Source organism: Vagococcus fluvialis (genome assembly GCF_003337315.1).
GTDB lineage: Bacteria > Bacillota > Bacilli > Lactobacillales > Vagococcaceae > Vagococcus > Vagococcus fluvialis.
Map to the genome: position 1 here is coordinate 1 of NZ_QPJV01000008.1, position 14,909 is coordinate 14,909.

Genomic DNA, 14,909 nt, shown 5'->3' on the forward strand with positions numbered 1-14,909 from the left:
GCCTTATTAAAATTAAATAACTAAAAAAGATGATAAATCTGAGAGTAATCTCAAGTTTATCATCTTATATATCCGACTCATCAGTCCGATTTGACAAAGAGCCTTAATTGCTTGAGTCAAGTTCGTTCATAGCTGATGAGAGTACACCATTAATAAAACGGCGAGATTCATCGTCACTAAATGTTTTGGCAATTTCTAATGCCTCGTTTAAAGAAACTTTGTTTGGAATATCTGAAATAAATAACATCTCAAATAACGCTAATCTTAAAATCACTAAATCTGTTTTAGCAATACGATTGACTTTCCAATTTTTCAAATGTTTTTCAATTACTTTATCTAATTCTTCTTGGTGCTCTTTAACACCTGTCACAACTAATTCCACGTATTGAGGAATTTCTTGTTCTTCTTGCTCTTCATATACATCTAATACATTTTCAATTGCTTCTAAAATTTCTAACTCATCACTATAAAGCATTGAAAAACTTGCTTGAAAAGCGACTTCTCTTAATTGATGCCTAGTTAAATCCACTCTATTCTTCCTCATCTTCTGAATCAAACAACTCGTCTAAATCTGGTAGTGTTACTTTTTCAGGTACAACTCCCACAACATGAATGTTAACTTCAGAGATTTCTAAGTCAGTCATGTATAAAACTTGTTGTTTCACTTTTTCTTGCATATCCATTGCTACTTTCGGCACTGAAACACCGTAATTTAAATAACAGAATAAATCAATTTTGATATTTCCATCATCATTTCTTAAAGAAACACCTTTGTCATGAACAGAGCCACCAAATAATTCTGTTACATTTGAAGCTAAGTTGCCACGCATTGCGTAGACACCTTCTACTTTTGATGCTGCAATCCCAACAATAATTTCTAATACTTCAGGAGCAACAACAATTTCGCCACCGACTTCTTGATTATTGTTACTTAAAACTAAATTTTTATTTTCTGCCATCGATCTCTTCCTCCTTAAGTTAGCGTCCTACGCTCTAGAAACGTAAGAACCATCACTTGTATTGATAATCAAGCGATCATCTGCATTAATAAAGAATGGTACTTGTACCACTAAACCTGTCTCCATTACTGCTGGCTTAGAGCCACCAGATGATGTATCACCACGAATGCCTGGTTCTGTTTCTTTAACATTTAACTCAACTGTATTAGGTAAATCAACACCTAAAGTTTCTGAACCATACATAATGATATTACACTCACTATTTTCCAACAAGTATTTTAATTCGTCTTCAATAACGTCTCCTGGTAATTCAATCTGCTCATAAGTATTTAAATCCATGAACACATGATTTCCGGCTGATTCATACAGATATTGCATTTTTTTGTTGTCGATTTGAGCTTTCGCTACTTTTTCGCCACCACGAAATGTTTTTTCTGCGGTATTACCATTTCTTAAATTCTTTAACTTCGTACGAACAAACGCTGCGCCTTTTCCTGGTTTCACATGTTGAAATTCAATAACTCGAAAAATATTGCCATCAAATTCAATCGTCAAGCCTGTTTTCAGATCATTTACTGATATCATCAATTGCCTCCTGACTGTTCACTTCCCATGAAAAAGCGAACGATTCCTATTCTATAAAATAATAAGCTCTTTTTCAGAGTGTGTCAATCGCTTAATACCATTCTCTGTTACTAACATATCATCTTCAATTCTAACGCCACCAATACCTGGTAAATAAATACCTGGCTCATTAGTAATGATATTTCCTGGCACAAAGGCTTTTTCAGCTAATTTAGATACATTTGGTCCTTCATGAATTTCTAAACCAATCCCATGTCCTGTTGAGTGACCAAAAGCTTCACCATATCCTTTAGAAGCAATATAATCTCTTGCTACTGCATCAAGTTCCACACCAGTCATTCCAGGTTTAGCTACATCTAAAACTTTTTGTTGCGCTTCTTTTACAACATTATAAATTTCTCTTAATTTATCACTTGGCTCACCTAAACTGATTGTTCTAGTCATATCAGATACATAGCCATTATAATAACAACCAAAATCAATCGTAATCATGTCGCCTTGCTCAATTACCTTTTCACTAGCAACTCCATGAGGCATTGCTGATCTAAGACCACTAGCTACAATTGTCTCAAAAGAAACACTACTTGCTCCTAAACTTCTCATGTAAAAATCAAGTTCATTAGCTACTTGAATTTCTGTCATTCCTGGTTTGATATAAGTTAAAATATGAGAAAAAGCTTTATCTGCAATTTCGCAGGCTTTTTCGACAATAGCGATTTCTTCTTCATCTTTAATTTCTCTTAATTCTTCTACCATACCTGATACTGGAATTAAATCCACTTCTAGTAATCCTTCTAATTCAACATATTGTTTAAAGGAAACAAAACTCTCTTCAAACCCAAGATTTTCAATGTTTTTTGATTCTACTAAGTCAGCTACAACTTCTAAAATCGGACCAACATTTTTCACGATTTCAAAGCCGACACATTGTTTAGCAGCTTGTTCTGTATATCTAAAATCTGTAATAAAGAAAGCTTCCTCTAAACCAATAAGTGCTAGCCCTGTTGTTCCTGTAAAACCTGTTAAATATCTTAAATTATAAGGACTCGTTATTAAAAACGAAGAAATTCCTTCTGATTTCATTTGTTCTCTTAAATTGTTTACGCGATTTATCATCTAAAACCTTCCTTTCAAATCTATTCATCCCTATTATAACAAACTAACTTATCAAATAAAACCGATGCATAGATTGAAATAAAAAAACAACTCGTTAAAATAACGAGTTGTTTAACTAAATTATTTAGCTACTGGGTATACAGATACTTGAGTTTTGTCGCGGCCTTTACGTTCGAAACGTACCACACCTTCAACTTTTGCGTATAAAGTATCATCTCCACCACGACCTACGTTTTCACCTGGGTAGATTTTAGTACCGCGTTGACGGTATAAAATTGAACCACCTGAAACAGTTTGTCCATCAGCACGTTTAGCACCTAAACGTTTTGATTGTGAATCACGGCCGTTAGAAGTAGAACCTCCACCTTTTTTAGTCGCGAATAATTGTAAATTCATTTTCAACATGAGTAAAGCACCTCCTCTATATAGTCTTCACACGAATATATTTATTATATTCTTTTTCGATATCTTTTAATCCAATTAATAAACTGTTTAATAAAATAGATGTTACTTCACTTTGTTTACCTGATAAATCAGACAAAGGTTCAATATACAAATACCCATCTTCCACTTCAACAATTGGTTGATAACCAGCTAATTGTTCAATACTATTGACTGCATTTATAGATAAACTAGAAGCTGCAGCACACACAATATCTGAACCCATTTCAGCAAAATCAGCATGACCAGTCATTTCAAAAGAAATAATCTCATCATTTTCTTTTTGTTTAAAGGTAGCTTTAATCATCAAGATACCAACTTTCTAAATTCTTAATTAAGCGTTAATAGCATCGATCATTACTTTAGTGTAAGGTTGACGATGACCTTGTTTACGATGTGAATCTTTTTTAGCTTTATATTTGTAAGTAACAACTTTCTTTTGTTTTCCTTGTTTTTCAACAGTTCCTTCAACAGTTGCACCTTCAACAGTTGGAGCACCAATCTTTGTTGACTCTCCACCTACTAAAATGACTTCGTCAAACACAACTTTTTCGCCAGCTTCAACGTTTAATTTCTCAACGTAAATAGCTTGACCTACTTCAACTTTTAATTGTTTACCACCAGTTTTAATAATAGCGTACATGTTTGCTTCGCACCTCCTTCTTTTTTCTTAGACTCGCCAGCTTAAGCGCCATACACAAGGTATGAACTGAATACTTAGTTTGCGCGGTTGTAGCTGTGGTGCACACAAATACAACATTAATATGATATCAAAAAAAGAAAGCTAGGTCAATAAAAATTTAACCTAACTTTCTTAAAATCTTTAGTCCATTTTAGCAACAAAAAATTCTTCTAAACCAATCTCAATAAACAATTCTGATTTGAACAATTTAGAAACATTTGTCGCCATGTAATGATTTGCGTAAATTTTCCCTTCGACTACCCAAGCATCGGCAATACCTAGTAGTGCGTACACTAAGAAATTATTTAATAATTCTTTTGGTGTTTTTCTTACTGGAATTGAATTACCATAGCTTACATGTTCTAAAATGTAATCATACATTTTATCACTAAATAGTAAACGATATTCTTCTGCATCATTTTCTTTTAATAATGTAACAAAGAATTCTGGTGATTCACCAATATAATCAAATACTCTATCTAAAACAATCTTAGGAATTTTTTTATCTTCATTTCCCTCAAAAGGTACATATTCAACTACATGATCATAAAAATCTTCAATGATTTCTTCCATGATTGTTTCAACAAATGTATCTTTATCGCGGTAATGTAAATAAAAAGTACCTCTTGTTACTCCTGCTTGATTTGTTAAATCTTTAATGTTCATTTCCATTAATTGACGTGTTTTTAACAAATCTAGAAATGCTTGTCTTAATTTTTTACGAGTTTTCACAACTCGTGGATCAATTTTCCCCATTTTACATTCTTCCCCTTATTAAAATTAATATTAAAACAGATTATAAGATAGTTTCCCACAACTTCTAATAACACTCCAACGATTATATATCACATCATACCTTTTTGTCTAGTAATTTAATCTAGAATTGATTTATTATCTATTTATTCCCATTTCCTAATAAATAGACCCTTTTATGCAAAAAAGTTTTTTAAATTCTTTTTAAACTTTATTTAATTTTACTGTTGACATTCACATCAAGTTTTATTATGATATTCATGTTGCTTAAAGCAAACCAGTCGCAGTAGCTCAGCTGGATAGAGCATTCGCCTTCTAAGCGAACGGTCAGGGGTTCGAATCCCTTCTGCGACGTTATATTAAAAAAGCAAAAGACAAATGTCTTTTGCTTTTTTTGTTATATAATAATAGTTTCAACATCTTTTGAAATCATTAATACACCATCACCAAGAGGTAAGATAGTTACAGTTAAATCTTCGTGATTTAATACCACATCATATAATTCATTCAGTTTGCGATAAATGGTTCGCTGACTTCTAGGGATTTCTTTTATGTCATGCATAATGGTTCCTGCTTGAAAGACATCATCAATCATTAAAACTCCATCAACTTTTAATAATCTCAAACATTCAGGTAAAAATTCTATATATTTTGATTTAGCACTATCCATAAAAATAAAATCATAAGGACCTTCCAAAGTCGGTAAAACTTCTTTAGCATCTCCTTCAAGTAATGTCACTTGTTCTTTCACACCTAATTTTTCAAAATTAGCTTTCGCTTTTTTTATCATAACATCAAAGCGGTCAATTGTTGTTACATGAGAGCCTTCTCCCATAGCATCCAACATTAGACTAGCAGAAAAACCTATTGCTGTTCCAACTTCTAAAACATTTTTCGCTTTAATTTGTTTTAAGAAGAATTTTAAAAAACTCGCTGTTTCATTTGGAATAATCGGTACATTATCTATTGTCGCTTGAGCTTGGATTTCCCCTAAAGTTCCAGAAACTTTATTTTGTCTATTTCTAACTAAATCCAATACTTCGTCTTTTAAAACCGGACGATGCATCATTTCATTTCTCATCTTGTCACCCTTCCTTTATTTTCCTTGTTGATTATACAAAGTTTCACTTCATAACACAATTGAAACTTACTTTATGATAATTGGTATAGATTTGACTAAAGTTAAATTATAGCCTATCATAATTTTAAAAACTAATAGAGGTATATTTAAGATATGATAGAAAAAGATAAGTATTTTGATCTGTTAAGTACAAAATTCCAATCTTCAGATGAGATAGTTAGTGAGATTATCAACTTAAAAGCGATTCTTGATTTACCTAAAGGAACCGAACATTTCGTTAGCGATCTCCACGGAGAGTACAGTGCCTTCCAACATATTTTACGTAACGGTTCTGGAAATATTAAGGAAAAAATCAAAGATTTATTCCACCAAACTTTAACTTCTGAGGAACAAAAAGAGTTAGCAACACTTATTTACTATCCTGAAAAAAGGTTAAAAGTGATTACTTTACAAACTTCTGAAGAATGGTATAAAACAACTATTGACCAATTAATTCAATTGATTCGTTTTTGCTCTTCTAAATACACTCGTTCAAAATTAAGAAAAACTTTCCCCAATCGTTTTTCTTATATAATAGAAGAATTATTATCAGAAACAAATGCTCACAATGATAAGAAAAATTACACCAACCAAATTATCGACAACATCATTTCTTTAAATCAAGCAGACAAATTAATCATTGATTTAAGCTACATTATCCAACGATTAGTTGTTGACCATTTACATGTTGTTGGGGATATTTATGACCGTGGCCCTGAACCAGATAAAATTATTGAAAGATTAATGACTCATCATTCTCTTGATATTCAGTGGGGAAATCACGATATTATTTGGATTGGGGCTGCAGCTGGTTCTCCTATTTGTATGATGAATACCATTAGAATTTCAGCTAGATATAATAATTTATCTATCATTGAAGATACTTACGGTATTAATTTACGACCTTTACTAACTTATGCAGAAAAATATTACGAGGATAACCCAGCTTTTAGACCAAAATTAGAAGCAGATCATACTTTTAGTGAAGAAGAAATCTTAGAAACAACCAAAATTCATCAAGCAGCAGCTATTTTACAATTCAAATTAGAAGAACAATTAGTTAAAAGACGTCCTGAATTTATGATGGAGCACCGTTTTTTGCTTAGTAAAACAGATTTTGATAACCAAACAATCACAATTAAAAACCAAACTTATGATTTACACAATACCTGTTTTAATACAGTTAATCCAGAAGCCCCTTCCGAATTAACAACAGAAGAAGCAGAAGTAATCGAGCGTCTTTTACATAATTTTATTTATTCTGAAAAATTAAAAAGACATATGAACTTCTTACTTGAAAAAGGAAATATGTATTTGGTCCACAACGAAAACTTATTAATCCATGGATGCGTTCCTTTAAAAGAAGATGGTAGTTTTCAATCTATCCAATTAAATGGTATCAATTACAACGGTAAGGCACTTTTAGATTTTTTTGAGGTGTCATTAAGAAAAGCTTACCAAACGCCTCATATCCCAGATAATTACGAAACTGATGCTCTTTGGTATTTATGGTCAGGGGAATGTTCTTCTTTATTTGGAAAAAAAGAAATGACTACTTTCGAAAGGTATTTTATTAAAGAAAAAGAAACTCACATAGAAGAAAAAAACGCCTATTACGCCTTAAGAGAAGAAGAAGAAACTATTCGCAACATTTTAGCTGAGTTTGGTTTAAAAGGCACTGACAGTCATTTAATTAACGGTCACACACCAATCAAGGAGATTAAAGGTGAAAACCCAATTAAAGCAAACGGTAAGTTAATTGTTATTGATGGCGGTTTTTCTAAACCTTATCAAAAAACAACTGGTTTAGCAGGTTACACTCTTTTATATAACTCTTATGGCATGCAGTTAGTCGCTCACAAACCTTTTTCATCTATTAAACAAGTCATTGAAGAACAAGATGATATTTTATCCATGAAACGACTAGTTGATCGCCCTGTAGAAAGAAAATTAGTAAAAGACACATCCGTTGGCAGAAAACTACAAAATGAAATTGATGAATTGCAATATTTACTAGATTACGTTAATTATTATTATCAGAAATAACAAAAAAACTATTGGAGGTTGATCAAGGCAATCAATCTCCAATAGTTTTTTTAAGTTATTCCAGTTACTTGAAGCATGACGTTGTTTATTTCACCTTTTGTTATCAGGATCTAAACAACTGCTTCTGCGGTAACTTCATAACTTAAACTCAATCGAAAAAGCCGATTGGTTTTAAGTTCTTCCAGTCACTTGAAGCATGACGTTGTTTATTTCACCTTTTGTTACCTGACCATTTTTTTTACTTTTTCAATGGTATTCATTTTATGTTGCCAACACTCCATAGATAAATCTACTGGGTATTTTTGAGGGTTTAAGTTTCTCTTATATTCTTCCCACAATGACTCTAAATTACTTTGCGCGTAAGCTTTAATATCTTGTAATGCAGGCAAGTCATATACACGTTTACCTTCAATATAGATATCTTGTAAAAGCGGTCTAGCATAGAAATCACTAACTGTTTTATTAATAAATGTATGAACTGGATGGAACATGTATAATTCTTCCTGATCACGTGGATCTTCATGCCAAAGAGTGACATAATCTCCTTCAGACTTACCATCTTTATTACCAGTAATACGCCAAACTTTCTTTTTACCAGGTGTTGTTACTTTTTCAGCGTTACTAGACAATTTAATTGTATCAATCATTTCACCACGGCTATTTTCAATTGAAACTAGCTTGTATACCGCCCCTAAAGCAGGTTGATCATAAGCTGTAATTAATTTTGTTCCAATACCCCAAACATCAATTTTGGCTTTTTGCATTTTTAAATTCAAGATAGTTGCTTCATCTAAATCATTGGAAGCATAAATTTTTGCTTCAGTGTAACCCGCTTCATCTAATTGTCTTCTTACTTTTTTAGAAATATAAGCCATATCACCACTATCAATGCGAACGCCTAAGAAATTAATTTTATCTCCCATCTCATTAGCAACACGAATAGCATTTGGAACACCTGATTTTAATGTATCAAAAGTATCCACTAAAAAGACACAGTCTTTATGTGTTGATGCATAAGCTTTAAATCCTTCATAATCATCTAAATAAGATTGGATTAAACTGTGAGCATGAGTTCCAGAAGCTGGCATACCAAATATTTTAGCCGCTCTAACGTTACTCGTTGCATCACAACCACCAATATAAGCAGCTCTAGTCCCCCAGATAGCCGCATCCATTTCTTGGGCACGTCTTGTACCAAATTCCATCACTAAATCATCTTCACAAACAGCACGAACTCTAGCCGCTTTTGTTGCGATTAAGGTTTGATAGTTAATAATATTTAAAATAGCTGTTTCTATTAATTGACATTGAGCTAATGGCCCTTCAACTTGGAATAAAGGTTCATCATTAAACACCATTTCACCTTCTACAACAGATCTAACTGTACAAGTAAATTTAAAATCTTTTAAGTACGTTAAAAACTCTTCTGGATAATCTGTTGTATCTCTTAAATAGGCAATATCACTATCTGAAAATGTTAAATTATCTAAATAATTAATCGCTCTTTCTAAACCAGCAAAAATAGCATATCCATGTTTAAATGGCATATCTCTAAAATAACACTCAAAAACAGCATGTAAATCAGCTCTATCTAATTCCCAATAGGTTTTCATCATATTCAATTGATACAAATCTGTGTGAAGCGTCAAACTATCATCATTATACATTTTTTTCGTCTTCTCCAATTCTGTTCTCTTTGTATTCTCCCCCTTATTTTACGTCTTAGGAAAAACTTTCTCAACCTTTTTCAATTTTTATTTCATTTACTTCTCATTTCCAAAAGTTTATACTAAGTTTTTTTATTTTTAAGCAACAAAAAAAGGCGAGACAAAAGTCTCACCTTTCAAGCTTTTCACTATAAAAATTATTTTACAGTTACTGAAGCTCCAACTTCTTCTAAAGAAGCTTTTAATGCTTCAGCATCGTCTTTAGAAACGCCTTCTTTGATTGGTGCAGGAGCGCCATCAACTAAAGCTTTAGCTTCTTTAAGACCTAAACCAGTTGCTTCACGAACTGCTTTGATAACTTTAACTTTTGAATCTCCAGCAGAAGTTAATTCTACAGTGAATTCAGTTTGTTCTGCAGCAGCAGATGCTTCACCAGCACCAGCAGCGGCTACAGGAGCAGCAGCAGATACACCAAATTCTTCTTCGATAGCTTTTACTAAGTCATTTAATTCTAAAATAGTTGATACTTTTAAATCAGCAATGATTTGCTCAATGTTTAATGCCATTTTGTTTTCCTCCGTTGTAATCTTTTATAAGATTAATTTTTTATTTTTTTAGTTGAAGATTAAATTACAATTAAGCAACTTCTTCTTCTTTTGAATCTGATACAGCTTTAACTGCGTACGCAACGTTTCTGACAGGAGCTTGTAATACAGAAAGTAACATAGAAAGTAAACCTTCACGGCTTGGTAATTTAGCAAGAGCAACGATTTCTTCAACTGAAGATACGTTTCCTTCGATAATACCACCTTTAATTTCTAACTTGTCTGCATTTTTAGCAAAATCATTCATGATTTTAGCTGGTGCAACCACGTCTTCGTTACTAAATGCTACTGCAGTAGGTCCAACGAATACGTCTTCCATACCTTCTAATCCAGCAGCTTCAGCAGCACGGCGTAAGATACCATTTTTGATAACTTTCATCTCAATGTTTGCATCACGTAATTGTTTACGTAAATCTGTTACTTGTTCAACTGTTAAACCACGGTAGTCTACGACTACAACTGATGCAGCTTCTTTTAATTTAGCAGTAACAACTTCAACTTCTTGAGCTTTTTTAGCGATTGATGCTTCACTCATTTATTTCACCTCCGTAATTATTAGATGGTGGAATTTTTTTACACAAAAAAACCCCATGCCACCGTTGACATAGAGGGACCATTGATTTCATTCAATATCGTCCTCGGTAGGAAATTAAGACTTACGTCACCTACTGTCTTCGGTACAGTTATTATTTAACCTAGACAACTATAACACAGATAGTTGTCTAGGACAAGTTTTTTTCAGAAAAAAATTATAGAGATAAGCTTTCCACTTTAACTCCAGGACCAAATGTAGTAGTCACTGTTAAGTTTTTAATGTAAGCACCTTTTGTTGCAGCAGGTTTTGCTTTAAGGATTACATCATGGATAGCTTTGAAGTTTTCAATTAATTTGTCATCTTCAAATGATACTTTTCCGATTGGTACATGGATGTTACCTTGTTTGTCAACGCGGTAAGTTACTTTACCAGCTTTAACTTCTTCAACAGCTTTAGTTACGTCCATAGTAACAGTTCCTGTTTTAGGGTTAGGCATTAATCCTTTAGGTCCTAATACACGTCCTAATTGACCAACTTGAGCCATCATGTCTGGAGTAGCTACAACTACGTCAAAGCCAAACCATCCACCTTTAATTTTTTCAACCATGTCAGCATCACCAACAAAGTCAGCTCCAGCAGCTTCTGCTTCTTTAGCTTTTTCACCTTTAGCGAAAACTAAAACAGATTGTGTTTTACCAGTTCCGTTAGGTAAAACCATAGCTCCACGGATTTGTTGATCAGCTTTTTTAGGATCAACGTTTAAGTTGTAAGCAACTTCTACAGTTGCGTCAAATTTTGCAATATTAGTTTCTTTAGCTAAAGCAACCGCTTCTGCTGCAGAATAATGTTTTGTTGTATCTACTTTTTTCAATGCATCTTGCATTTTTTTACTCTTTTTAGCCATTTTGTGTTTCCTCCTTGATTGTGGTTATAACGGTCGAACCTCCCACGGAATTTATATCTTTCAATATAAACCGACTGAGAAGCTACTTCTGATATCAATAGAATAAAATTATCCTACAGTGATACCCATGCTTCGTGCAGTACCTTCTACCATGCGCATTGCTGCTTCAACGTCAGCTGCGTTTAGGTCTTGCATTTTTAATTCAGCAATTTCTTTTACTTGTTCTTGAGTTACGTTAGCAACTTTTTTAGAATTTGGCTCACCAGAACCTTTTTCGATTTTAGCAGCTTTTTTAAGTAATACTGCAGCTGGTGGTGTTTTTGTAATAAATGTAAATGAACGGTCTTCATATACAGAGATTACTACAGGAATGATTAATCCTGCTTGGTCAGCAGTACGAGCGTTGAATTCTTTTGTGAATCCCATAATGTTAATACCCGCTTGTCCTAATGCTGGTCCAACTGGTGGTGCTGGAGTTGCTTTCCCTGCTGGGATTTGTAACTTAACTAATTTTTCTACTTTTTTTGCCACGAGACATACCTCCTTAAGTCCGTGATGTGGTTTAATGGGGATGAAAATTTCCCCTCCCACGCTTCTTTTCATATAAAAAGAAGCACGTGTTCAAAACACGTACCTTGATATTATATAAGCTAACGAAATAAATAGCAAGTCTATTTCAGTATTTTCTTTTAATCTTTTTCTACATCACTTTCATTGCAGTAAAAATAATGCCATGATACAGTAGATTAAGTTTTACAACACAAGAGAGGGATGTTTTTATGATACGATTAGCCGATCCAAAAGATGCTAATCAAGCAATGGATTTAGTGATGATTGTTTTAGAGGATATGGAATTAAATGTTTTTAACCAATTACCTAAAACAAAAATAAAAGAATTATTGATTCAAGGATTTATTGAAAAACCAACTTATCGTTATGGCTTTCAAAACGCTATTATTAAAGAAATAAATAATGAAGTCGTAGGTGTTGCTTTTGGTTATCCTGATTCTTTAGAAGAAACTATTGATCAAGATTTTATTGATTTATTAGCTGAAAATGACTTACCTGAGAGCTATAAATTATTTGATGAAGAAGAAACATTTGAAGATGAATGGTACTTAGACACTCTTGTTACCTCCCCTAACCACAGAGGTAAAGGAATTGCTAAAGAACTTTTAGAAGCTTTACCCCTTATTGCCAAAGAGAAAAACTGCGCATCTATTGGTTTAAATGTAGATCAGATAAATCATCATGCCAAAAAACTTTATCTAAATAATGGCTTTGAAAAGGTTGGAGAAATGTTGATTGCTAATCATCAATACGATCACTTACAAAAACAAGTTAGTTAATTAAATAAAGACATAGTATAGTAGGAAACAATCAAAAAGAGACATTCTCTTTTTGATTGTTTCCTTTTTTGATTTTCTGACAGGATAATCCTTGATATATGTTTGAAATTGTTTTATACTATATATGAGTATATGTTCATATGAATTATAAAACATATTAAAAAGGAGGCGTTATTTATGACTCAACAAACTCACAGTCATGATAACCACAATCATACACACGAAAAGCACGCCCATAGTGGCCATAACCACGACCATGATCACGGAAAATTACCTGTCGTTCTATTTTTTATCGGTTTAGCCACTTTTGCTGCCAGTTTTATGGTCACTGAAGGTTTATGGCAAAACTTACTAGGTACTTTAACAATCTTCCTATCTGGCTACCACATTATTGTAGAGGGTATCGAAGACACCATTAATCAAACAAAACAAAACAAAAAATTTACACCTAATGTTCACATTTTAATGACACTAGCCGCATTTGGAGCAGCCATTATTGGAGACTTTAGAGAAGGTGCTTTATTAATTGTTATTTTCGCTGGCGCTCACTTCTTAGAAGATTATGCTGAAGGTAAAAGTAAAAGAGAAATCACTAACTTAATGAATATGAATCCTACTGAAGCTCGTTTAATAAAAGCTGACGGCTCTACTGAAATTGTTGATGTTTCTGTTTTAAAAGTTGGGGACAAATTACAAGTTTTAAATGGGGATCAAATTCCTACAGATGGAAAAATCATTTCTGGTGTGACTTCTATTGATGAGTCTTCTATTAACGGAGAAAGTATTCCTGCTGAAAAAACAGTTGGGGATGATGTTTATGGAAGTACAATCAACGGTACTGGCGCTATTACTATGGTGGTAACTAAAGATAGTTCTGAAACAGTTTTTGCTAAAATTTTAGAACTTGTTAATCAATCTCAAAGTAACCTTTCTAAAAAAGCAACTAAGATTAAAAAATTAGAACCTAAATATGTAAATGCGGTTATTATCATCGTTGCTCTTTACATCATTTTAATGCCACTTGTTTTTGGACATACTTGGTATGACAGCTTCTATAAAGGAATGGTCTTCTTAACAGTTGCTTCTCCTTGTGCCCTTGCTGCTAGTGATGTACCTGCTACTTTATCAGGTATTTCAAACTTAGCTAAACGCGGTGTTTTATTCAAAGGCGGTTCTTTCCTTTCTAACTTAGAAGGTATTAAAGCTATTGCGTTTGATAAAACTGGTACATTGACAGAGGGAAAACCTGAAGTAACAAATATTTTCTTCACTGGAGAAAATGAAGCGAATGCTCAACACTATTCAAATATTATTGCTGCAATGGAAAAACAAGCAAATCATCCATTAGCCGAAGCTATCTTAAGACACTTAAGAGTTACAGAAGAAATTTCACTTGAAATTGATAACCAAATTGGTAAAGGATTAGTTTCAACATACAATAATAAAGAATATCGTATTGGAAAACCATCACAATTTACAAATGTTTCAAATAAATTAGAACAATTAAATCATCTATACGCTGAAGAAGGAAAGACTGTTGTTTACTTCTCAGAAAATAATGAAGTGATTGGATTAATTGCTATGATGGATTTACCAAATGAAAATGCTAAAAAAGTGATTGCTTACTTGCACGAACAAGGTATCCATACAACTATGATTACAGGGGATGCTGAGAAAACTGGTCAAGCTGTTGCTAAACAACTAGGTATGGATGAAGTTGTTGGTAACGTGTTACCTGAAAATAAATCAATGATTGTTGAAGAATTGGAGAAAAAATACGGTTCAACAGCTATGGTTGGTGACGGGGTTAATGATGCACCAGCTCTTGTTAAAGCAGACATTGGTATTGCAATGGGTGAAGGAACTGACATTGCAATTGATGTAGCAGACGTTGTTCTAATGAAAAACGACTTAACTAAACTAAGTTATGCTCATAAAGTTTCTAAACGACTTGATAAAGTTGTTACTCAAAACATTGCCTTCTCAATGTTAGTTGTAGCTATTTTAGTTATCCTTAACATTGTTGGTAAAATGAACTTACCATTTGGTATCTTAGTTCATGAAGGTAGTACATTAGTAGTTCTCTTTAACGGGTTAAGACTATTAAAACCATTAAAAGAATAGATAAATGATTAAAAAGAGGCTTA

General features: G+C 33.0%; 17 protein-coding genes, 1 tRNA gene and 2 other annotated features. Of the genes, 4 read left to right on the forward strand and 14 right to left on the reverse strand.

Annotated features, from left to right (window positions below; all coding sequences use genetic code 11):
- Positions 1–103 precede the first annotated feature (103 nt).
- From nusB to DFR54_RS08645, 8 genes are all read right to left on the reverse strand, one after another.
- Positions 104–529 (reverse strand): transcription antitermination factor NusB, encoded by a 426-nt coding sequence (gene nusB / locus DFR54_RS08610; RefSeq protein ID WP_207027874.1) that lies wholly within the window; start codon positions 527–529, stop codon positions 104–106.
- 1 nt (position 530) lies between these two features.
- Positions 531–959, reverse strand: coding sequence for an Asp23/Gls24 family envelope stress response protein (locus tag DFR54_RS08615; protein ID WP_114289877.1), 429 nt, complete (start codon positions 957–959; stop codon positions 531–533).
- Between the two features lie 27 nt (positions 960–986).
- Complete coding sequence (efp, locus tag DFR54_RS08620; RefSeq protein ID WP_086341235.1) at positions 987–1,544, reverse strand: elongation factor P; 558 nt, start codon at positions 1,542–1,544, stop codon at positions 987–989.
- 51 nt (positions 1,545–1,595) lie between these two features.
- Complete coding sequence (locus DFR54_RS08625) at positions 1,596–2,660, reverse strand: M24 family metallopeptidase (protein ID WP_170126946.1); 1,065 nt, start codon at positions 2,658–2,660, stop codon at positions 1,596–1,598.
- 120 nt (positions 2,661–2,780) lie between these two features.
- Positions 2,781–3,065, reverse strand: coding sequence for a 50S ribosomal protein L27 (gene rpmA / locus DFR54_RS08630; protein ID WP_086341234.1), 285 nt, complete (start codon positions 3,063–3,065; stop codon positions 2,781–2,783).
- A gap of 16 nt (positions 3,066–3,081) precedes the next feature.
- On the reverse strand, positions 3,082–3,408 hold the full coding sequence (locus DFR54_RS08635; RefSeq protein ID WP_114289878.1) for a ribosomal-processing cysteine protease Prp: 327 nt from the start codon (positions 3,406–3,408) through the stop codon (positions 3,082–3,084).
- A gap of 27 nt (positions 3,409–3,435) precedes the next feature.
- Positions 3,436–3,744 carry a 50S ribosomal protein L21 gene (gene rplU, locus DFR54_RS08640; protein ID WP_086341232.1) on the reverse strand — a complete coding sequence of 103 codons (309 nt, stop codon included), beginning with the start codon at positions 3,742–3,744 and terminating at the stop codon, positions 3,436–3,438.
- A 19-nt stretch (positions 3,745–3,763) separates the two neighbouring features.
- Positions 3,764–3,843: a sequence feature (ribosomal protein L21 leader region), on the reverse strand.
- A gap of 81 nt (positions 3,844–3,924) precedes the next feature.
- Complete coding sequence (locus tag DFR54_RS08645; RefSeq protein ID WP_086341231.1) at positions 3,925–4,539, reverse strand: TetR/AcrR family transcriptional regulator; 615 nt, start codon at positions 4,537–4,539, stop codon at positions 3,925–3,927.
- A 277-nt stretch (positions 4,540–4,816) separates the two neighbouring features.
- Between DFR54_RS08645 and DFR54_RS08650 the strand changes: the two genes are divergently transcribed.
- Positions 4,817–4,890 (forward strand) — tRNA-Arg (locus DFR54_RS08650).
- Positions 4,891–4,933: 43 nt separating this feature from the next.
- On the opposite strand, the gene DFR54_RS08655 is transcribed toward DFR54_RS08650, so the two are convergent.
- Positions 4,934–5,617, reverse strand: a complete 684-nt coding sequence (locus DFR54_RS08655) for an O-methyltransferase (RefSeq protein ID WP_114289879.1) — start codon at positions 5,615–5,617, stop codon at positions 4,934–4,936.
- 153 nt (positions 5,618–5,770) lie between these two features.
- Between DFR54_RS08655 and DFR54_RS08660 the strand changes: the two genes are divergently transcribed.
- On the forward strand, positions 5,771–7,702 hold the full coding sequence (locus DFR54_RS08660) for a fructose-1,6-bisphosphatase (protein WP_114289880.1): 1,932 nt from the start codon (positions 5,771–5,773) through the stop codon (positions 7,700–7,702).
- A gap of 221 nt (positions 7,703–7,923) precedes the next feature.
- On the opposite strand, the gene DFR54_RS08665 is transcribed toward DFR54_RS08660, so the two are convergent.
- The 5 genes from DFR54_RS08665 to rplK form a co-directional block, all read right to left on the reverse strand.
- A complete protein-coding gene (locus DFR54_RS08665) occupies positions 7,924–9,369 on the reverse strand; it encodes a nicotinate phosphoribosyltransferase (protein ID WP_114289881.1) in 1,446 nt (481 codons plus the stop codon).
- A 197-nt stretch (positions 9,370–9,566) separates the two neighbouring features.
- The gene (gene rplL / locus DFR54_RS08670) at positions 9,567–9,935 is read right to left on the reverse strand and encodes a 50S ribosomal protein L7/L12 (RefSeq protein ID WP_114289882.1); all 369 of its coding nucleotides are present in this window, start codon (positions 9,933–9,935) and stop codon (positions 9,567–9,569) included.
- A gap of 70 nt (positions 9,936–10,005) precedes the next feature.
- Positions 10,006–10,509, reverse strand: a complete 504-nt coding sequence (gene rplJ, locus DFR54_RS08675; protein WP_086341226.1) for a 50S ribosomal protein L10 — start codon at positions 10,507–10,509, stop codon at positions 10,006–10,008.
- A gap of 35 nt (positions 10,510–10,544) precedes the next feature.
- Positions 10,545–10,670, reverse strand: a sequence feature (ribosomal protein L10 leader region).
- A 53-nt stretch (positions 10,671–10,723) separates the two neighbouring features.
- Entirely contained in the window at positions 10,724–11,413 is a 690-nt protein-coding gene (gene rplA, locus DFR54_RS08680) for a 50S ribosomal protein L1 (protein ID WP_086341225.1), read from the reverse strand.
- A gap of 108 nt (positions 11,414–11,521) precedes the next feature.
- Positions 11,522–11,944 carry a 50S ribosomal protein L11 gene (rplK, locus tag DFR54_RS08685; RefSeq protein ID WP_086341224.1) on the reverse strand — a complete coding sequence of 141 codons (423 nt, stop codon included), beginning with the start codon at positions 11,942–11,944 and terminating at the stop codon, positions 11,522–11,524.
- A gap of 248 nt (positions 11,945–12,192) precedes the next feature.
- Between rplK and DFR54_RS08690 the strand changes: the two genes are divergently transcribed.
- Together DFR54_RS08690 and DFR54_RS08695 are read left to right on the forward strand one after the other, a co-directional pair.
- Positions 12,193–12,762: a GNAT family N-acetyltransferase gene (locus DFR54_RS08690; RefSeq protein ID WP_114289883.1), complete on the forward strand. Its 570-nt coding sequence runs from the start codon at positions 12,193–12,195 to the stop codon at positions 12,760–12,762.
- A gap of 177 nt (positions 12,763–12,939) precedes the next feature.
- The gene (locus DFR54_RS08695) at positions 12,940–14,886 is read left to right on the forward strand and encodes a heavy metal translocating P-type ATPase (protein WP_114289884.1); all 1,947 of its coding nucleotides are present in this window, start codon (positions 12,940–12,942) and stop codon (positions 14,884–14,886) included.
- Positions 14,887–14,909: the final 23 nt, after the last annotated feature.